Below are 16,981 nucleotides of genomic sequence, written 5' to 3' on the forward strand. Positions count from 1 at the left end.
ATGCGCAGCTGGGACGAGCGTTGGCAGGGCGAGAACCACACGTACAACGTGCACGCCATCGAACAGCTCAAGAATCTGGCCGACACCAAGGGCATCACCACCGCCCAACTCGCGCTGGCCTGGCTGCTCGCCCAGGGCGAGGACATCGCGCCCATTCCCGGCACCCGCAGCACCAAGCGCCTCGAGGAGAACGCCGGCGCCACCGACGTCCAGCTCTCCGCCGCTGATCTGGCCCGCATCACTGAGATCCTTCCCCACGGCTCGGCAGGCAGCCGCTACCCCGCCGCGATGCTGTCCAGCTTCACCACAGACTGACCGCGCCAAGCACACGCGCATGCGACGCCGGGCCCATCGGCCAAAGGCGGCACGCGGGCCAGTGCCGATAGCAGGGGGTACCGGGCGGGGGCTCAGGCCTTTTGCAAGGCGGGAGCTCGACGCGGCAGTGGTACTCGCCGACATCGACCTGTCGGCGAGTACCACCGTCGCGAAGGAACTCGGAGAGAACGCGCCGGCCATTCGCCTGCCTCGATCGTCCAGGCGCCGGCGGCGACGAGGTCGAAGCAGTGGCGGCAGAGGTTGAGTTGGCGGACTCGGGCGTCGGTGCCGATCATGGAGCGGGGACGCTGGACATGCAGGAAGGCAACGCCCGCCAGCGCAGTCGGCGCGATGTTCTCAAGGCGACGGCCGGTGCGACCGCCGCCGCCCTGACCTCCCCCCTGCTCACCGCGTCCCCGGCCGCCGCCGCGACCTACACGTACGTCCTCGTCCTCACCGGCTGGATCCAGGCCACGACGGTCGTCGCCGGCGTGAGCCGGACGGTCAACCGCCAGTAGGTCACCGCGTGCTGACTACGCGTCCACTCTCGTCCATCTGACGCGTGAGCCCACCGAATGATCAGTGGTGTGGCAGGCCGAGGGTGCGGGTCGGACCGCCTGTTTCCATGCCGGGCAGGCCGCCGTCCGCCCACGGAGCCGTCCGGTGCCCAGATGACGATGGCCCGATCGGGACAGGTCAGACGGGCCGGTGGGCCGTCTGTCCGTTCGCCTGCCCCACCCGGCCCCCGTCGGGCAGGCGAAGGCAGGCAGGCGGGACCGGTTCCGGGGAGTACCGGGTCGCCTGGGCCCGTACGTGTTCCAGGGCGCGGTCCGTCAGCTCCGTGTACAGGGCGGCGAAGAGGCCGTGCGCCTCGCTCAGTCGCCAGCGCTCGGGGAGCAGCTCGAGCGGCAGGTCCGGGTCGTCCCAGGGGAACGTGCGCCAGGTGTCCATGAGCTGGACGCGGACGCGGAACGCCTCCTTGGGGGTGGGGTCACCGGCTGCCGTCCGCGACACCCAGGGCGAGAACCGGTCGATGAACGGCTGGTAGAGCTGCGCGAGTTCGTCCAGCGGCCAGGCCTCGATCAGCTTCTTGCCGTGGAGGTCGGTGTCCGCCGTCCGGAAGACCACGTAGTCAGTGACCCCGAATTCCGCGCAGGCACGCTCCAGTTCGCTCGGGTCCTCCCTCGGCGAGACCCACAAAGCGCCGTAGACAGGAGCGAAACCACGCCACTTCAGGTATCTGCGGAACAGCTCGCGCACATCACGCGACGTCTCCTGGATCGTGAAGGCGATCACCGTCCAGCAGCCGTCCCAGTGCGCCGTGCCGGCCCCGAACGCGAAGACACGGTCGACCGCCGCGACGAGCCGTGTGCGGGCGTTGTCGGTCAACCGGTAGCGCGAGCTGCGTCCGACGCTGGACTGCTCCAGTACACCACGCGAGGCGAGCCGGCTGAGCGCCGAGGTCGCCGCGGAGGGGGTCACTTCCAGGTCGGCGGCCAGGGCCACGATCAGCCGGGACGGTATCCACGCCGCGGAGTCCAGCCAGAAGTCGGTGAGCAGCGTGGTCAGCAGGTGCTGGGTCGACGATCCCTTGAGCGGACGAGGGAAGTCGGCGTTCACCAACGCGCCGCCGGTGGCCCCGGCGGCGCTCATCGTCTCGTGTTCCCTGCGCATCGTCCCATTATCGGGAAGCCAGGCCACGAAATAAACATTGCACCGTTATTGACGGCCGCTGCGGAGACTGCATACCTTCTGGCGCCGAGGCCGGGATTCCCCCGGAGCCCACGGCCTTGATCGGGCACCGTCCACGGTGCCCTCCCTCGACCCGTCCGGAGCCGTACATGGTCACTTCCCGCTCCTCGGCGGCACCCGCCGCCACGTCCCCGGTTCCCCCTGCCGACATCCCCGTCGGCTCGCCACACGCCCGCAGGGCTGCCGTCGCGAGCTTCGTCGGCAGCACGCTCGAGTTCTACGACCTCTTCATCTACGGCTCGGCCTCCGCGCTGGTCTTCAACCAGGTCTTCTTCCCCCAGGCCTCGCCCACCGCGGGCATGATCCTCTCGATGTCCACGATCGGCATCGCCTATGTCGTGCGCCCCGTGGCGGGTGTGGTCATCGGGCACTTCGGAGACCGGGTCGGCCGCAGCCGCATGCTCGTGCTCACGCTGCTGATGATGGGGGTGGCCACCTTCCTGATCGGCTGCCTGCCGACGCCGGCCACCATCGGCGTGGCCGCCCCCCTCCTGCTCGTCCTGCTCCGCGTCGTCCAGGGCATATCGGCGGCCGGCGAGTCGGTGGGCGCGGTGACCATGGCGATGGAACACGCCCCGAGCAACCGGCGTGCCTTCTACGGCAGTTGGGTCAACACAGGCGCCGTCGCCGGTATCCTCCTCGCTTCCCTGGCCTTCCTGGCCGTGTCCAGCCTGCCGGAGCGGGACCTACTGGCGTGGGGCTGGCGGATACCGTTCCTGGCCAGCGCCCTGGTGGTGGGCGTCGGCCTGTGGATCCGCCTGAGACTGCCCGAGCCGGAGATCTTCGAAGCGGCCAGGGACGAACCCGAGCGGGAACTGCCCATCAAGACCGTTCTCCGCGACCACTGGGCCACGGTCCTGAAGGTCGTCGTGCTGGGTCTGTTCAGCGTGGTCTCGACGATCTTCGCCGCCTTCGCACTGGGCTACGCCGCGGGCCTCGGGCTCCCCCGGACGGTCATGCTCGAAGCCACGATCCTCACCGCCGCCCTCGCCGTGGTCGTCCAGCCCTGCGCCGGCATCCTGGCCGACCGTATCGGCCGCAAGCCTGTGTTCATCACCGGCAACCTGATCTGCGCCGGGGCGGTGTTCGCGGTCTTCTCGGCGATCAGCGCACGCGACATCCCGCTGATCTTCCTGAGCTCGGTCCTCTTCATGGTGGTCGGGTACGGCCTCGTCAATCCCCTGGCCCCGCCCATGGTCGCCGAGCTCTTCCCGACCCGTATCCGCTACTCGGGTGCCGCAGCGGCCTCCCAACTCGGCCTCGTCGTCACCGGGTTCGCCCCCACCATCGCCGCCGCCCTGATCCGCCCCGGCCCCACGGGCTGGATCCCGGTCGCCGTCCTCACCGCCGTGTGCTGCCTCGCCTCCGCCACAGTCGTCCTGTTCGGCGTGCGGGAGAACTACCGGACCCCCACCGAGGAACTGGGCCGCAAGCCGGAAACCGCATGACCCCGTGGCGGCGACGTGTCCGCGTCGCCGCCACGCCCCTTCCTCCCTCCCCTTCACGCTCCTGCTTCACAGAGAAGGCCTCCCGTGCCCAAACACCCCGTCCTCGTCGAGCACGACGCCGAGGCCAAGATGACCGACGGCACCGTCCTGCGGGCCACCGTCTACCGACCCGCCCGGGACGGCGAGGTCTTCCCAGTCCTGCTGACGCGCACCCCCTACGGTCGCGACCTGGCCGTCAACTCCGCCTACTTCAACCCCCTGACCGTCGCCGCCGCCGGCTACATCGTGGTGATGCAGGACTGCCGCGGCCGCTTCGGCTCCGACGGCGTCTTCGACCCCTCCGTGCACGAGGCCTCCGACGGTGCCGACACGGTCGCCTGGGCAGCGGGGCTGCCGGGCAGTGACGGCCGCGTCGGCATGTGGGGCCGCTCCTACTTCGCCGAGACCCAGTGGCGGGCCGCCGCCAGTGCCCCCGCGCCGCTCAAGGCCCTCGCCCTCGGTGTGTCGGCCGGAGGCAGCGCCGACGACGGCGGCCTCTACCGTGGTGGGGCCCACGAGTTCGGCTCCCGCTTCACCTGGGGACACACCGCCATCACCCCCCATGCCCTGGCCCGCGAGTTCGCCGACGCCCCCGACCGGCGCCACGCCGCCCTGCGCGACTGGCAGGCACTCGACCAGGAGGTGGTCGCCGGAGACGTCTTCGACACCCTGCCGATCGGCGCGCTCGCCCCCCGCCTCGGCACCTTCATGAACACCCACATCCTCGGCTCGGCCGGGGAAGGTCCCGGCAGCCCCCTGTCCGAGTTGTGGAACAGCGCCTCCGCCCACCCCGTCGACGCGGCCACCCTGCACATCGGCGGCTGGTTCGACATCTTCGCGCCGGCCACCCTCGCCCAGTACCGCATGCAACTCGCACACAGCCGCACCCGCTCCCTTCCGCCCCCGCGACTGGTCATCGGGCCCTGGTCGCACAGCGACTTCTCCGGCGACTTCCCCGACCTCAGCCTCGGCATCGCCGCCTCGTCGGGTGTCATGGGCGGCCACGGCGACCTGACCGCCATGCACGTCGCCTGGTTCGACACCGTCCTCAAGGGCGACGACACCGCGCTGCGCCGCATCCCGCCGGTGCTCCTGTATTTCCTCGGCGAGAATCGCTGGCGCGGCTTTGAAGAGCTGCCCGCTCCCACCGCGCACCGCACCTGGTACCTGGCCGACGGGGGCCGGCTCCTCGACCACCCCGGCGGCGACTCCCGCGCCGCCTACGACTACGACCCCCTCGACCCCGTGCCGACCGTCGGCGGCGCCACGATGATCCACGGCGTCCGCTCGGGCCCGGCCGACCAGCGGCGCGTCGAGGCCCGCGACGACGTCCTCACCTTCACCTCGGAACCGCTCACCGCACCGCTGACCCTCTTCGGCGAGGTACGCGCCACCTTCCACGCCTCCTCCAGCGCCCCGGACACCGACTTCGTGATCAGGTTGTGCAAGGTCTCGCCGGACGGTGTCTCGATCGGGCTCAACGACGGCATCGTGCGCGCCTCCTGGCGCGACAGTTACGCCGCCGGCACCCACCGCCCCGGCCACCGGTCGACACCACTCGAACCGGGGCGCGTGTACGAGTTCACCGTCAGCCTGTGGAGCACCGCCTGCACCCTCGCCCCGGGAGAGCGGCTGCGTGTCCAGGTGACGTCCAGCTGCCACCCCCGCTGGGACCGCAACCTCAACACGGGCCTGTCGGCCTACGACTCGGCCGAGACCGTGGTCGCCCACCAGATGATCCACATGGGCGAGGAGCATCCGAGCCGACTCGTGATCGGCACGCTCTGATCTCTTCCATCGCGTCTCCGCGGCCATGCACTCGTCCGAGCACCCCGGGGCGAGAGGCGCTGTTCATCAGCAGCCTCCGGCCGCAGGCCGCCTCGCATCCCATTTTTCGCGTCTTGACCTAGGGGGTGTTTTGAAAGTCCCGTGCGGTGCCCGCGGCGCCGTGGGTGCTGTGCGGGACTTTCAGAACACCCCCTAGTGGACCGGCGCCGTCCCGTCCGGACGGTCCGCCTCGTCCGGTTCCTTCGGCAGCAGTACGTCCTCGTAACGGCCCAGTGCCAGCACCACGCCGAGCATGAGAAGTGGGAGCAGCACAGCGAGCAGTGCCATGACCTGGTCCTTCCCCGGAGCAGAACGTGCGTGGGGGGTAAGGAGCCGGGTCTCCCTCCTTCCGATGCGCAAACCCTGTGTCGCCCCCGGATGTGCGGGTACGCGGTGCGCACGCCGAAGATCTGGAGGGAGTCATGCAGCGAGGCAGTGACCGGCTGAGCGTTCACCGTGACGACGAGATGAAGCACGAACTCCAGGGGATGCTGCGGTCCGGGCACCCCACCCGGACGGAGGAGTGGCACGACCCGGAGCCGTCCGCCGACGACGATCCGCAGGTTGCCCACGGGCCCGTGGGGTGGCCGGGGCCCACGGCGGCGTCCCTGGAGACCGTCCGGATGGAGCTGGCGCGGACCCTGGGCCGCAGCGCCTTCCCGGCGAGCCCTCGGGAACTGACCACCGCCCTGCGCCGCGGGTACGCACCCGACGCCCTGATCGAGTCGTTGGAGCGCCTGCCGCGCTCGACGCGCTACGCCAACGTCCAGCAGCTGGCCGAGGCCCTGACCGGGGCCGGGGAACGCGGGAGGGCCGGGGATGGCTGATTTCGTGAGGGATGTCATGACGCCGGGTGTGGTCGCCGTCCGCCCGGACGCCTCGCTCGTCGAGGCCGCGCAGCTGATGCGGGCGCAGGACATAGGCGATGTCGTGGTGGCCGACGGACAGGACGTCGTGGGCGTCCTCACCGACCGTGACATCACGGTGCGTGCGGTCGCGGACGGCGCCGACCCGCTGACGGTGAGCGTCCGGTCGGTGTGTACCCGGGACCCGGTGCTGATCGACCCGGGCGAGCGGGTGTCCGTCGCGGTCGCCCTGATGCGCGAGCACGCGGTGCGGCGGCTGCCGGTCGTCGAGGACGGGCTGCCGGTCGGCGTCGTCAGCCTCGGGGACCTCGCCGAGACCCAGGACCCCGACTCCGCGCTGGCCGAGATCAGCCGTGCGGCTCCGGACGAGTGAGCGGATGAGTGATCGGATGAGCCGGGACCAGGCCGCCGAGATCACCCGCTCCGGTGTCACCGTCGACGTCGGCGACGCCACCGTCCGCTATCTGCTCTACGGGCTGCTGCCCAGCTGGTTCGTGCCGGGCGTCGCCGACTGGTGGATGCACCGCCGCACCCGGATCGAGGAGACGGCGGGCGTCAGGGAGTCCCTCATCCACTCGCTGATGATGACCGAGGTCGGCATCCCCATCGCACTGACCCTGCGCTACGAGGTCAACCCGCTGCTGCTCAGCGTGCAGCTGGGCGCGACGGCGGCGCACGAGGCGACCGCGCTGTGGGACGTGCGGACGGCCGTCGCCAGCGACCGCGAGGTCAGGCCGGTCGAGCAGCACATCCACAGCTTCCTGGAGTCGTTGCCGTTCGGCGGGCTGTCGGCGCTGATGTGTCTGCACGCCGACCAGGTGAGGTCCCTGCTGCGTGGCGGCCGGGGCGATCCCGACGCGTGGCGTCTCGTGCCGCGCCGACGGCCGCTGTCGCGCGGCTATCTCGCGGGCATCGGCGTCGCCATCGGGGCCTGTGTGCTGCTGCCGTACGGCGAGGAGCTGTGGCGCTGTGTGCGGGCCCGCCGGCGGGACAAGAAGCGCTCCACGAGCGACGAGGCCCACTTCAGGGCCACGGAAGGACGTTGAGACATCATGCGTATCGCATTTCTGACCGCACCCGAGGGCGTCGAGCAGGTCGAGCTCACCGATCCATGGCAGGCGGTGGTGGACGCGGGTCATGAGCCGGTGCTGGTGTCGACGAAGCCGGGCACGATCCAGGCGTTCCACCATCTCGACAAGGCCGACAAGTTCCCCGTGCAGGAGGTCGTGGGTGAGACGTCCGCGGGCTCCTTCGACGCGCTGGTCCTGCCGGGCGGGGTGGCCAACCCGGACTATCTGCGGATGAACAGCAAGGCCGTCGCGTTCGTGCGGGACTTCTTCGAGCAGGGCCGGCCCGTCGCCTCGATCTGCCATGCCGCATGGACGCTGGTGGAGGCGGACGTCGTACGCGGCCGGGTGCTGACCTCCTGGCCGAGCCTGCGGACGGACATCCGCAACGCGGGCGGCACCTGGGTCGACGAGCAGGTGCGGATCTGCGACCACGGCAACAACAAGCTGGTCACCAGCCGTAAGCCGGACGACCTGAACGCGTTCTGCGAGACGTTCCTCGAGGTGTTCGCCAGGGAGTCCAGGAGGGAGGCCGTCTGATGGGGGACCGCAAGCAGGAGCAGCGGGAGAGCTTCCGGGCGGACGACCCGACGGCCGGGCCGCTCACCACCGACCAGGGCGTGGAGGTCGACCACACCGACGACTCGCTGGCTGCCGGCGAACGCGGCCCGACGCTGATGGAGGACTTCCACTTCCGGGAGAAGCTCACCCACTTCGACCACGAGCGGATCCCGGAGCGGGTGGTGCACGCGCGGGGCGCCGGCGCGTACGGCTCTTTCCAACCGTACGAGTCCTGCGCGGAGTTCACCCGCGCGGCGTTCCTCCAGGACCCGGCCGTGCAGACCCCGGTGTTCGTGCGGTTCTCGACCGTGCAGGGCCCGAAGGGCTCGGCGGACACCGTGCGGGACGTGCGCGGCTTCGCGACCAAGTTCTACACCTCGGAGGGGAACTACGACCTGGTCGGGAACAACTTCCCGGTCTTCTTCATCCAGGACGGCATCAAGTTCCCCGACTTCGTGCACGCGGTGAAGCCGGAACCGCACAACGACATCCCCACCGGCGCCTCCGCGCACGACACCCTGTGGGACTTCGTGTCGCTTCAGCCGGAGACGCTGCACGCGATCATGTGGCTGATGTCGGACCGGGCGATCCCGCGCAGCTACCGCATGATGCAGGGCTTCGGCGTGCACACGTTCCGGTTCGTGAACGCGGACGGGAAGGGCACGTTCGTGAAGTTCCACTGGAAGCCGCGGCTGGGCGTGCGGTCGCTGGTGTGGGACGAGGCGCAGGAGTGCCAGGGCCGCGACCCGGACTTCAACCGGCGTGACCTGTGGGACGCGATCGAGGCGGGCGAGTATCCGGAGTGGGAGCTGGGTGTCCAACTCGTCGCGGAGGAGGACGAGTTCGCCTTCGACTTCGACCTCCTCGACGCCACGAAGATCATCCCGGAGGAGCAGGTGCCGGTGCGGCCGATCGGCCGGATGGTGCTGAACCGCAACCCGGAGAACTTCTTCGCGGAGACCGAGCAGGTCGCGTTCCACACGGCGAACGTCGTCCCCGGTATCGACTTCACCAACGACCCGCTGCTCCAGGCCCGCAACTTCTCCTACCTGGACACGCAGTTGATCCGGCTGGGCGGTCCCAACTTCGCCCAGCTGCCGGTGAACCGCCCGGTGGCGCCCGTACGCACGAATCAGCGCGACGGCTACCACCAGAGCGCGCTGCACAGCGGCACCAACTACTTCCCGAACTCCCTCGGCGGCGGCTGCCCCGCGCACGCCGGTGTCGACGGGCACGCGTACACGCACTACGCCGAGCGCGTCGACGGCGCCAAGATCCGCCGCCGCAGCCCGAGTTTCCAGGACCACTACAGCCAGCCGGCGATGTTCTGGAACAGCATGGCGGACTGGGAGAAGGAGCACATCGTCGCGGCGTTCCGGTTCGAGCTCGGCAAGGTCGGCGCGAAGGAGGTGCGGGCCCGTACGGTCGAGCATCTCGCCAAGGTGAACGGCGACCTGGCGTCCCAGGTGGCGCGCGGCATCGGAGTTCCGGAGCCGTCCGGGACGGAGGCGGCGGACAAGCTCTCCTCCCCCGCGTTGAGCCTTGACTCACTGCGCGGCGACGGTTCGATCCGCACCCGGCAGATCGCGGTGCTCGTCACCGACGGCGTGGACACCGCGCAGGTCGACTCGGTGCGGGAGGCGCTCACGGCCGAGGGCGCGATCGTCGAGGCGCTGGCGCCGACGGACGGCTCGGTCGCCGGTGCCCACGGCGACCGGTGCGAGGTCGACCGCGCCCTGCCGACGGTCGCCTCCGTGCTGTACGACGCCGTACTGCTGCCCGGCGGCCCGCACGGCACCCCGCCCACGGCCGCCGACCAGGACGCGATGCGGTTCGTGCGGGGCGCCTACCGGCACGGCAAGCCCGTCGGCGCGCTCGGCTCGGGCGTGGGCGTCCTGGCCTCCCTGGAGCCGGAAGGCGTACGGCTGTCCGCCGAGTTCCACCACACGGTGTCCGACCAGGGCGTGGTGACGGACACGTCGCCGGGCCCGGCGAGCGCGGACTTCCTGGAGGCCTTCAAGGCCGCCGTGTCGGCCCACCGCCACTGGGGGCGTGCGCCGGTGGGGTGCTGAGCTCGCGGACCTGCCGACCGTGGCGAGCGGGGTGTGCGGGGCACGCCCCGCTCGTCATGCGCCGCGGTCGCGGGCGCCCTCGCGGGTACGGCCCGCGGCCACCGTGCGGCGCGGGTTGCGGCGCAGGTACTCGCCCTCCAGCTGCGCCATGCGTTCGTTGTGGGCCCGCAGCGCGCCGTTCGAGCCGTACAGCAGCGTGTCGTGACGCGTCCGGTGGATGGTCTCCAGCTCCTTCATGAGCTGCTGGTCGTCCAGCCGGCTGGGGTCGACTCCGGTCATCGTGGTGCCCCGCTCGTCGTGTTCAATCATGGGGTCCGGGTACCCGCCCCGGGAGCACACAGCACCCGAGCGGCGTACAGGAGACACAGACCATGGATCTCGCCTTCCTGAACCCACTGTACGAACACCCCGGGCCTTGGGCCTCCGTATACGTGGACACCTCCCGGCACACGGAGGACACCCCTCACGAGCGGCAGCTGACGGCCCGGGCCCTGTCCCGGGAACTGGCCGGGCAGGGCGCCGACGACGCGACCTGCCGGGCCGTGCGGGACGCGCTGGAGGAACTGCGGCACTCGTCCGAACCGCACGGCCGGGCGATCTTCGCCCGAGCGGGTGAGGTGGTCCTGGATCCGCCACTGGCCCGCGCCCCGCTGCGCGACAGCGCCGACTGGGCCCCGCTGCCGCACACCGCGCCGCTGCTGGAGCTGGCGGGCGAGGACCCGGTCTGTGTGGTGGCCTACGTCGATCGCCGCGGCGCCGCGTTCGAGCTGCGTACCGCGCTGGGCCGGCAGGACGTCGGTTCCGTCACCGGCCGGCAGCATCCGATCCACCGGACGAGCACGGTCGACTGGTCCGAGCGGCACTTCCAGCTCAAGGTGGAGAACACCTGGGAGCACAACGCGGCGGAGATCGCCGACGCGCTCACCGTCTGCCAGGAGGAGACGCGTGCCGACCTGCTGATTCTCGTGGGTGACGACCGGGAGCGGCGGTCGGTGCACGAACGGCTGCCGCGGCGGCTGCACGACTTCGTGGTCGAGGCCCGGCACGGCACCGGAAGCCGACTGATCGACGAGGACGTCGAACGGGCGCGCGAGGAGCATGTGCGGCAGCGGGCGGTGCGGGAGCTGGAGCGGTTCCTTGCGGCCCGTGAGACGGGGGCGGAAGGACGTGCCGTGGCGGTGGAGGGCGTGCCCGCGCTGGTCGAGGCGGCCCGTGAGCACCGTATCGACGAACTGCTGATCCGCCCTGACGGCCCCGACGCGCATCGCGAGGTGTGGATCGGCGAGGAGCCGGACCAGCTGGCGGTGCGACGGACTGACCTCAAGATCCTCGGCGAGCAGCACTCGTGGTCGGCCCGGGCCGACGACGCCCTGATCCGCTGTGCGGTCGCCACGGGGGCGGGGGCGCTGTCGGTGACACCGGCCCCCGAGGGGGAGACCCCGGCGGGTGGCCTGGGCGCCCTCCTGCGCTGGCCGTGACCGAAGGCTGCTCGCCCCCGCCGCCCCTACCCGTCCCGTCCCTGGGGGCTGCGCCCCCAGACCCCCGCTGTCGGCCCTTCGGGCCTCGTCCTCAAACGCCGGACGGGCTGAAATTCAGCCCCTCCGGCGTTTGAGGAGCGGGGTCTGGGGCGGAGCCCCAGAAGGGGCGCGGGGCTGTATCGATATGCGGCTCCGCCGCGTGGGCGCGACCACCCCCCACTCGCCCACACCCGAAGAACGACCCGGGGTCGAAGGGGCGGTGCCCCTGGGGGATGGGACGGGTAGGGGCAGCGGGGGCGAGGAAGCTATCGCGCTCGCTCCACCCTCCGTTCGTCCCACACCGCCTCCCCCGTCTCCCGCACCCGCCCGTCGCTCCCGAAGACCAGATACCGGTCGAAGGACCGCGCGAACCAGCGGTCGTGCGTGACGGCCAGCACCGTCCCCTCGAAGGCCTCCAGCCCCTCCTGGAGGGCCTCCGCGGACTCCAGGTCGAGGTTGTCGGTCGGCTCGTCGAGGAGGAGCGCGGTGACGCCCTGTAGTTCCAGCAGGAGGATCTGGAAACGGGCCTGCTGCCCGCCGGAGAGACGGTCGAAGGTCTGCTCGGCCTGGTGGGTGAGCTCATAGCGCCGCAGCCGGGACATCGCCGCGCCCCGATCCTGGGCATGCTCCTTCCACAGGATGTCGAGCAGCGTACGGCCGATCAGCTCAGGATGCGCATGCGTCTGCGCGAAGTGCCCGGGCACAACCCGCGCCCCCAGCTTCCACTCCCCCGTGTGCGCCACGTCCTCGCCGGCCAGCAGCCGCAGGAAGTGCGACTTGCCGGAGCCGTTGGAGCCGAGGACGGCGACTCGTTCGCCGTAGAAGACCTCCAGTGAGAACGGCTTCATCAGGCCCGTGAGTTCAAGCCCTTCACAGGTGATGGCCCGCACCCCGGTACGCCCGCCCTTCAAACGCATCCTGATGTCCTGCTCACGCGGCGGCTCCGGCGGCGGCCCCGCCTCCTCGAACTTGCGCAGCCGGGTCTGGGCGGCCCGGTACCGGGAGGCCAGATCGGCGCTGTTCTCGGCTGCTTGACGGAGCGTCAGCACCAGCTTCTTCAGCTGTGCGTGCTTCTCGTCCCAGCGCTTGCGCAGCTCCTCGAACCGGGCGAAGCGTTCACGCCGTGCGTCGTGGTAGGTCGCGAAGCCGCCGCCGTGCACCCAGGCGTCCGCGCCGGCGGGCGAGGGTTCGACAGAGACGATCTTCTCGGCGGCGCGGGCGAGGAGTTCACGGTCGTGGGAGACGAAGAGGACCGTCTTACGGGTCTCCTTCAGCCGCTCCTCCAGCCACCGCTTGCCGGGCACGTCGAGGTAGTTGTCCGGTTCGTCGAGCAGCAGCACCTCGTCCGTGCCCCGCAGCAACGCCTCCAGCACCAGCCGCTTCTGCTCACCCCCCGACAGCGTCCGCACCTGCCGCCACTGCGCCTTCTCGTACGGCACCCCGAGCGCCGCCGTGGTGCACATGTCCCACAGCGTCTCGGCCTCGTAACCCCGCGCCTCGGCCCAGTCGGCGAGCGCCTGCGCGTACTTCAGCTGAGCGGCCTCGTCGTCCACGGTCATGATGCCGTGCTCGGCGGCGTCCACGGCCTGCGCGGCCTGCCGGATACGGGGCGGCGCGACCGACACGAGCAGGTCACGCACGGTCGTCTCGTCCCGCACGGACCCCACGAACTGCCGCATCACGCCGAGGCCCCCGCTGACGGTGACGGAGCCCCCGTGCGGTTTCAGCTCTCCGGAGATCAGCCGCAGCAAGGTCGTCTTCCCGGCCCCGTTGGGCCCGACGAGCGCCACGGCGGCCCCTTCCCCCACCCGGAACGACACATCGCCGAGCAACGCCCTCCCGTCGGGAAGGTAGTACTCGAGATGCGCGGCTTCCAGATGTCCCATAGGGCCGCATTCTGAGGTCACCGGACGGCCCCGGGCAAACCCTTATCGGCCCACTTCTCGCCGCCACCCAGGCACCCGCAGCCCGTCCGGCGTTTGAGGACGAGGCCCTCCGGGCCGACGCGGGGTCGAAGGGGCGGAGCCCCTTCAAGGGATGGGACGGGTGGGGCCGCGGGGGCGAGAAACCTACTCGGGGTCCACCGCCCGCCCCGTCGGCCCACCCTCACCCACCGGAGCCACCACGGCCCCCTCCCAGGTCAACACCTTCCAACCGTCTTCCGGCGTCCCCTCCAGGATCACGACCCCGGTGTTCTCGAGCGGCCGCGCGGCAGCGAACGGAACGTCGACGTTGGCCGCCCGAGCAGCCGTCCACAGCCGTATCACCGCACCATGACTGACCATGGCGACCACAGCGGCCCCACTGCCCGCGGCCTCCGCCACCACACCGTCGTACCGCGAAAGCACCTCCGCGCCACTCTCACCCCCCGGGATCCGCAGCCCCACATCCCCGCCCGCCCAGGCGAACACGGTCTTCATGTAGAGCTCACCGTGCTCGGTGTCCCCGCGCAGCATCTCCAGGTCCCCCGCCGCGACCTCACGGATCCCGTCCCGCACGAGCACCTCCAGGCCCCGTGCGGCGGCCAAGGGGGCGGCGGTGAGCTGGGTGCGGATCAGGGTGGAGGCGTAGACGGCCTCGATGTCCTCGTCGGCCAGCGCCGCGGAGAGCGCCGCGGCCTGCTGCTCGCCGAGCGCGGTCAGGCCGGCGCCCGGAACCGCCGTGTCCAGCAGGAAGTCCACGTTGGAGGGCGTCTGGCCGTGGCGGACGAGGAGCAGGCGCATCTACGGGTTCCTCCGTGTGTCAGTCACCGCCGGCGGCACAGCAATCGGCCACTTCAGGGTACCCAGCCCTGTATGAGCCCAGACGTCGACCTCACCGTCCCGAAGCCCGGCCGGCACGCCCTGCGCACCCGGCTCCTCACCCTCGACTCCCGGCTGTTCGAGTTCGCCGCCGAGCAGAACTGGCCGTATGCCGAGCCGGTCCTGCCGCGGCTGAGCCGGAGTGCGAACCACGGTGTCCTGTGGTTCGCGACGGCTGCCGTGATCGCCGCCGGCCGGACCCCCCGGGGCCGCAGGGCAGCGGCCCGGGGCCTCGCCTCGCTGAGCCTGGCCTCGCTGACGATCAACACCGTGGGCAAGCGGTCGGTACGCCGTCCCCGTCCCGTCCTGGACCCCGTACCGCTGGGCCGGCAGCTGAAGCGACAGCCGATCACCACGTCGTTCCCGTCCGGGCACGCGGCGTCGGCGGCCGCGTTCGCGACGGGTGTCGCGCTGGAGTCGCCCGCCTGGGGCCTGGCGGTGGCTCCGATCGCCTGGTCGGTCGCGCTGTCGCGGGTGTACACCGGCGTCCACTTCCCGAGCGACGTGGTGGCGGGCGCGGTCCTGGGCGCGGGTGCCGCGTTCGCCGTACGCGGCATGGTGCCGACGCGAGACCGGCTGGTTCCGCCGGCCCGGCCCCGTACGGACGTTCCGGCATTGCCGGACGGCGACGGCCTGGTCGTGGTGGCCAACAAGGGATCGGGCAGCTCCGACCGGGTGCACGCCCTGCTGGACCTGCTGCCGCGCGCCGAGCTCGTCGAGTGCGAACCGGCCGACACCCGGGCGGAGTTGCGCAAGGCGGCGGCCCGGGCCCGGGTGCTCGGCGTGTGCGGCGGCGACGGAACGGTCAACGCGGCCGCCGAGGTGGCCCTGGAGCACGACCTGCCCCTCGCGGTGCTGCCCGGCGGCACGCTGAACCACTTCGCGTACGACCTGGGCGTGGAGGACGAGCGCGATCTGAGCCGGGCCGTCCGGCGGGGTGAGGCCGTGCGGGTGGACGTGGGCCGGTTCACCTGCGACGGACAGCGGGGGGTGTTCCTCAACACGTGCAGTCTCGGCGTGTATCCGGAACTGGTGCGGGAGCGGGACCGCTTCTCGTCCCGCGTCGGCGCCTGGCCGGGCGGGGTGCTGGCGGCGCTGCGTGTCCTGCGCCGCGACCGTCATCCGCTGCACGCCGAAGTCGCGGGCCGCGCACACCCGTTGTGGATGCTGTTCGCCGGGAACGGCACCTACCACCGGATGGGCCTCGCCCCCGCCCGGCGCCTGAACCTCGCGGACGGTGTGCTCGACGTACGGGTCGTGCACGGCGGACGCCGACCCGCGCTGCGCCTGCTCGCGGCCGCCGTGGCGGGCCCGCTGACCCGATCCCCGGCGCACGCGGCGGTCCAGGTCGGCCGACTGCACCTGTCCGGCGTCACCCCGGGCGCGCTCCTCGCCTACGACGGCGAAGTCACCGAGGTGGGCGGCGATGTGACGCTGGAGAAGCTGCCGGAGGCGCTGACCGTGTACCGCCCACTGCCCGGCCCCTGACATACCGTCAGTCCACATGGCAAAACGGCAGTCTCACCATTCGACATGCGGGCGTACCGTGTCGCGTACCGCCCGACAGGACGAGACGAGGGGACACAGCCATGTCGAAAGCCGACGAGACCGCACCGGAGAGTTCACGGGAACGTGCGCGGGAGACCGCCGTCTACACCCACGGGCACCACGAGTCCGTGCTGCGCTCGCACACCTGGCGTACGGCCGCCAACTCGGCGGCCTACCTGCTCGGCTCCCTGAAGCCGCACATGCGGATCCTGGACGTCGGCTGCGGTCCGGGCACGATCACCGCCGACCTGGCGGCCCTGGTCCCGGACGGGCGGGTGACCGGTGTCGACCGGGCGCCGGAGATCCTGGAGCAGGCCCGCGCCACGACGGCCGGACGCGGTCTGACGAACGTCGACTTCGCGGTCGCCGACGTGCACGCCCTGGACTTCCCGGACGACACCTTCTGCGTCGTCCACGCCCACCAGGTGCTCCAGCACGTCGGTGACCCGGTGAGCGCACTGCGCGAGATGCGGCGGGTGACGAAGCCGGGCGGGCTCGTCGCCGTCCGCGACTCGGACTACGCGGCCATGACCTGGTATCCGGCGTCCCGGGGGATGGACGCGTGGCTGGACCTGTACCGCCGGGTCGCCCGCGCCAACGGGGGTGAGCCGGACGCCGGGCGACGGCTGAAGTCGTGGGCGCTGCGGGCGGGGCTCACGGACATCGTGGCCACGTCGAGCACCTGGACCTACTCGACGCCGGACGAGCGGGAATGGTGGAGCGGGCTGTGGGCGGACCGCACACTGGCCTCGGCGTATGCCGGGCGGGCCACGGAGGGCGGGCACGCGAGCGCGGAGGAGCTGAGGGCCGTCTCGCAGGCGTGGCGGGAGTGGGGCCGGCAGGAAGACGGCTGGTTCAGTGTTCTGCACGGGGAGATTCTGTGCCGTAAAAGCGCCTGAACCGCGTTTTTCTGGAAACCCGGTGAGCAGGAGGTCAAAAACTATGGTTCCTATTCTGCTCGTGCTGCTGCTGGCCCTGATTCTCTTCGGCGCCGGATTCGCGCTGGAGGCACTGTGGTGGATCGCGATCGTGGTTCTGGCGCTGTGGCTCCTGGGTTTCGTGATGCGCGGCACCACCGCGGCGGGAGGCCGGGGTCGCTGGTATCGATGGTAAATCGGTATCGCTGGTAAATCGGAGTTTGTTTCTCACTCCCGGGAGAGCGTTGGTT

General features: G+C 71.2%; 18 protein-coding genes. 13 read left to right on the forward strand and 5 right to left on the reverse strand.

The window, feature by feature from the left end; genetic code table 11:
- Both KUM44_RS28650 and KUM44_RS28655 read left to right on the forward strand, forming a co-directional pair.
- The coding region (locus KUM44_RS28650) for an aldo/keto reductase (RefSeq protein ID WP_217212475.1) at positions 1-315 on the forward strand (315 nt) is incomplete at its 5' end.
- Positions 316-563: 248 nt separating this feature from the next.
- Complete coding sequence (locus KUM44_RS28655; RefSeq protein WP_217212826.1) at positions 564-833, forward strand: twin-arginine translocation signal domain-containing protein; 270 nt, start codon at positions 564-566, stop codon at positions 831-833.
- Between the two features lie 178 nt (positions 834-1,011).
- Here the strand turns inward: KUM44_RS28655 and KUM44_RS28660 are convergent, their stop codons facing one another.
- The gene (locus KUM44_RS28660; protein WP_217212477.1) at positions 1,012-1,989 is read right to left on the reverse strand and encodes a PaaX family transcriptional regulator C-terminal domain-containing protein; all 978 of its coding nucleotides are present in this window, start codon (positions 1,987-1,989) and stop codon (positions 1,012-1,014) included.
- A gap of 167 nt (positions 1,990-2,156) precedes the next feature.
- Between KUM44_RS28660 and KUM44_RS28665 the strand changes: the two genes are divergently transcribed.
- Positions 2,157-3,515, forward strand: coding sequence for an MFS transporter (locus tag KUM44_RS28665; RefSeq protein WP_217212479.1), 1,359 nt, complete (start codon positions 2,157-2,159; stop codon positions 3,513-3,515).
- A gap of 84 nt (positions 3,516-3,599) precedes the next feature.
- Positions 3,600-5,342 (forward strand): CocE/NonD family hydrolase, encoded by a 1,743-nt coding sequence (locus KUM44_RS28670; protein WP_217212480.1) that lies wholly within the window; start codon positions 3,600-3,602, stop codon positions 5,340-5,342.
- 192 nt (positions 5,343-5,534) lie between these two features.
- On the opposite strand, the gene KUM44_RS46920 is transcribed toward KUM44_RS28670, so the two are convergent.
- Positions 5,535-5,669 carry a hypothetical protein gene (locus KUM44_RS46920; protein ID WP_302186065.1) on the reverse strand — a complete coding sequence of 45 codons (135 nt, stop codon included), beginning with the start codon at positions 5,667-5,669 and terminating at the stop codon, positions 5,535-5,537.
- A gap of 134 nt (positions 5,670-5,803) precedes the next feature.
- On the opposite strand from KUM44_RS46920, the gene KUM44_RS28675 reads away from it, so the two are divergent.
- From KUM44_RS28675 to KUM44_RS28695, 5 genes are read left to right on the forward strand one after another with little or no spacing between them, the layout of a single operon-like run.
- Positions 5,804-6,208, forward strand: coding sequence for a DUF2795 domain-containing protein (locus KUM44_RS28675; RefSeq protein ID WP_217212482.1), 405 nt, complete (start codon positions 5,804-5,806; stop codon positions 6,206-6,208).
- Positions 6,201-6,620 (forward strand): CBS domain-containing protein, encoded by a 420-nt coding sequence (locus KUM44_RS28680; RefSeq protein WP_217212484.1) that lies wholly within the window; start codon positions 6,201-6,203, stop codon positions 6,618-6,620. Before KUM44_RS28675 ends, KUM44_RS28680 begins: the two co-directional genes overlap by 8 nt.
- Before the next feature lie 16 nt (positions 6,621-6,636).
- Positions 6,637-7,293: a diguanylate cyclase gene (locus KUM44_RS28685; protein WP_217212486.1), complete on the forward strand. Its 657-nt coding sequence runs from the start codon at positions 6,637-6,639 to the stop codon at positions 7,291-7,293.
- Between the two features lie 6 nt (positions 7,294-7,299).
- Positions 7,300-7,854 (forward strand): type 1 glutamine amidotransferase domain-containing protein, encoded by a 555-nt coding sequence (locus tag KUM44_RS28690; RefSeq protein WP_217212488.1) that lies wholly within the window; start codon positions 7,300-7,302, stop codon positions 7,852-7,854.
- On the forward strand, positions 7,854-9,947 hold the full coding sequence (locus KUM44_RS28695; protein WP_217212490.1) for a catalase: 2,094 nt from the start codon (positions 7,854-7,856) through the stop codon (positions 9,945-9,947). The genes KUM44_RS28690 and KUM44_RS28695 overlap by 1 nt, the downstream gene beginning before the upstream one ends.
- Positions 9,948-10,001: 54 nt before the next feature.
- Here the strand turns inward: KUM44_RS28695 and KUM44_RS28700 are convergent, their stop codons facing one another.
- A complete protein-coding gene (locus KUM44_RS28700; RefSeq protein ID WP_217212492.1) occupies positions 10,002-10,256 on the reverse strand; it encodes a DUF6158 family protein in 255 nt (84 codons plus the stop codon).
- Positions 10,257-10,318: 62 nt separating this feature from the next.
- On the opposite strand from KUM44_RS28700, the gene KUM44_RS28705 reads away from it, so the two are divergent.
- On the forward strand, positions 10,319-11,425 hold the full coding sequence (locus tag KUM44_RS28705; protein WP_217212494.1) for a Vms1/Ankzf1 family peptidyl-tRNA hydrolase: 1,107 nt from the start codon (positions 10,319-10,321) through the stop codon (positions 11,423-11,425).
- A 305-nt stretch (positions 11,426-11,730) separates the two neighbouring features.
- On the opposite strand, the gene KUM44_RS28710 is transcribed toward KUM44_RS28705, so the two are convergent.
- Both KUM44_RS28710 and KUM44_RS28715 read right to left on the reverse strand, forming a co-directional pair.
- Positions 11,731-13,350 (reverse strand): ABC-F family ATP-binding cassette domain-containing protein, encoded by a 1,620-nt coding sequence (locus KUM44_RS28710; RefSeq protein WP_217212496.1) that lies wholly within the window; start codon positions 13,348-13,350, stop codon positions 11,731-11,733.
- Positions 13,351-13,533: 183 nt separating this feature from the next.
- Entirely contained in the window at positions 13,534-14,187 is a 654-nt protein-coding gene (locus tag KUM44_RS28715) for a histidine phosphatase family protein (RefSeq protein ID WP_217212498.1), read from the reverse strand.
- A gap of 72 nt (positions 14,188-14,259) precedes the next feature.
- Here KUM44_RS28715 and KUM44_RS28720 point away from each other — a divergent pair, with 72 nt between their 5' ends.
- The 3 genes from KUM44_RS28720 (at position 14,260) to KUM44_RS28730 (ending at position 16,926) form a co-directional block, all read left to right on the forward strand.
- Complete coding sequence (locus tag KUM44_RS28720) at positions 14,260-15,753, forward strand: bifunctional phosphatase PAP2/diacylglycerol kinase family protein (RefSeq protein WP_217212499.1); 1,494 nt, start codon at positions 14,260-14,262, stop codon at positions 15,751-15,753.
- A gap of 101 nt (positions 15,754-15,854) precedes the next feature.
- The gene (locus KUM44_RS28725; RefSeq protein WP_217212501.1) at positions 15,855-16,712 is read left to right on the forward strand and encodes a methyltransferase domain-containing protein; all 858 of its coding nucleotides are present in this window, start codon (positions 15,855-15,857) and stop codon (positions 16,710-16,712) included.
- Between the two features lie 43 nt (positions 16,713-16,755).
- Positions 16,756-16,926, forward strand: coding sequence for a hydrophobic protein (locus KUM44_RS28730; protein WP_217212503.1), 171 nt, complete (start codon positions 16,756-16,758; stop codon positions 16,924-16,926).
- Positions 16,927-16,981 lie beyond the last annotated feature (55 nt).

The sequence above is a fragment of the Streptomyces sp. AC550_RSS872 genome (genome assembly GCF_019049285.1).
Taxonomy (GTDB): domain Bacteria; phylum Actinomycetota; class Actinomycetes; order Streptomycetales; family Streptomycetaceae; genus Streptomyces.

What these genes read in the sequence shown, in the direction of transcription:
- KUM44_RS28660 (WP_217212477.1), bottom strand. Translation starts at nt 1,989, where the DNA reads ATGCGCAGGGAACACGAGACGATGAGCGCCGCCGGGGCCACCGGCGGC.
- KUM44_RS28665 (WP_217212479.1), top strand. Translation starts at nt 2,157, where the DNA reads ATGGTCACTTCCCGCTCCTCGGCGGCACCCGCCGCCACGTCCCCGGTT.
- KUM44_RS46920 (WP_302186065.1), bottom strand. Translation starts at nt 5,669, where the DNA reads ATGGCACTGCTCGCTGTGCTGCTCCCACTTCTCATGCTCGGCGTGGTG.
- KUM44_RS28675 (WP_217212482.1), top strand. Translation starts at nt 5,804, where the DNA reads ATGCAGCGAGGCAGTGACCGGCTGAGCGTTCACCGTGACGACGAGATG.
- KUM44_RS28680 (WP_217212484.1), top strand. Translation starts at nt 6,201, where the DNA reads ATGGCTGATTTCGTGAGGGATGTCATGACGCCGGGTGTGGTCGCCGTC.
- KUM44_RS28685 (WP_217212486.1), top strand. Translation starts at nt 6,637, where the DNA reads ATGAGCCGGGACCAGGCCGCCGAGATCACCCGCTCCGGTGTCACCGTC.
- KUM44_RS28690 (WP_217212488.1), top strand. Translation starts at nt 7,300, where the DNA reads ATGCGTATCGCATTTCTGACCGCACCCGAGGGCGTCGAGCAGGTCGAG.
- KUM44_RS28695 (WP_217212490.1), top strand. Translation starts at nt 7,854, where the DNA reads ATGGGGGACCGCAAGCAGGAGCAGCGGGAGAGCTTCCGGGCGGACGAC.
- KUM44_RS28700 (WP_217212492.1), bottom strand. Translation starts at nt 10,256, where the DNA reads ATGATTGAACACGACGAGCGGGGCACCACGATGACCGGAGTCGACCCC.
- KUM44_RS28705 (WP_217212494.1), top strand. Translation starts at nt 10,319, where the DNA reads ATGGATCTCGCCTTCCTGAACCCACTGTACGAACACCCCGGGCCTTGG.
- KUM44_RS28710 (WP_217212496.1), bottom strand. Translation starts at nt 13,350, where the DNA reads ATGGGACATCTGGAAGCCGCGCATCTCGAGTACTACCTTCCCGACGGG.
- KUM44_RS28715 (WP_217212498.1), bottom strand. Translation starts at nt 14,187, where the DNA reads ATGCGCCTGCTCCTCGTCCGCCACGGCCAGACGCCCTCCAACGTGGAC.
- KUM44_RS28720 (WP_217212499.1), top strand. Translation starts at nt 14,260, where the DNA reads ATGAGCCCAGACGTCGACCTCACCGTCCCGAAGCCCGGCCGGCACGCC.
- KUM44_RS28725 (WP_217212501.1), top strand. Translation starts at nt 15,855, where the DNA reads ATGTCGAAAGCCGACGAGACCGCACCGGAGAGTTCACGGGAACGTGCG.
- KUM44_RS28730 (WP_217212503.1), top strand. Translation starts at nt 16,756, where the DNA reads ATGGTTCCTATTCTGCTCGTGCTGCTGCTGGCCCTGATTCTCTTCGGC.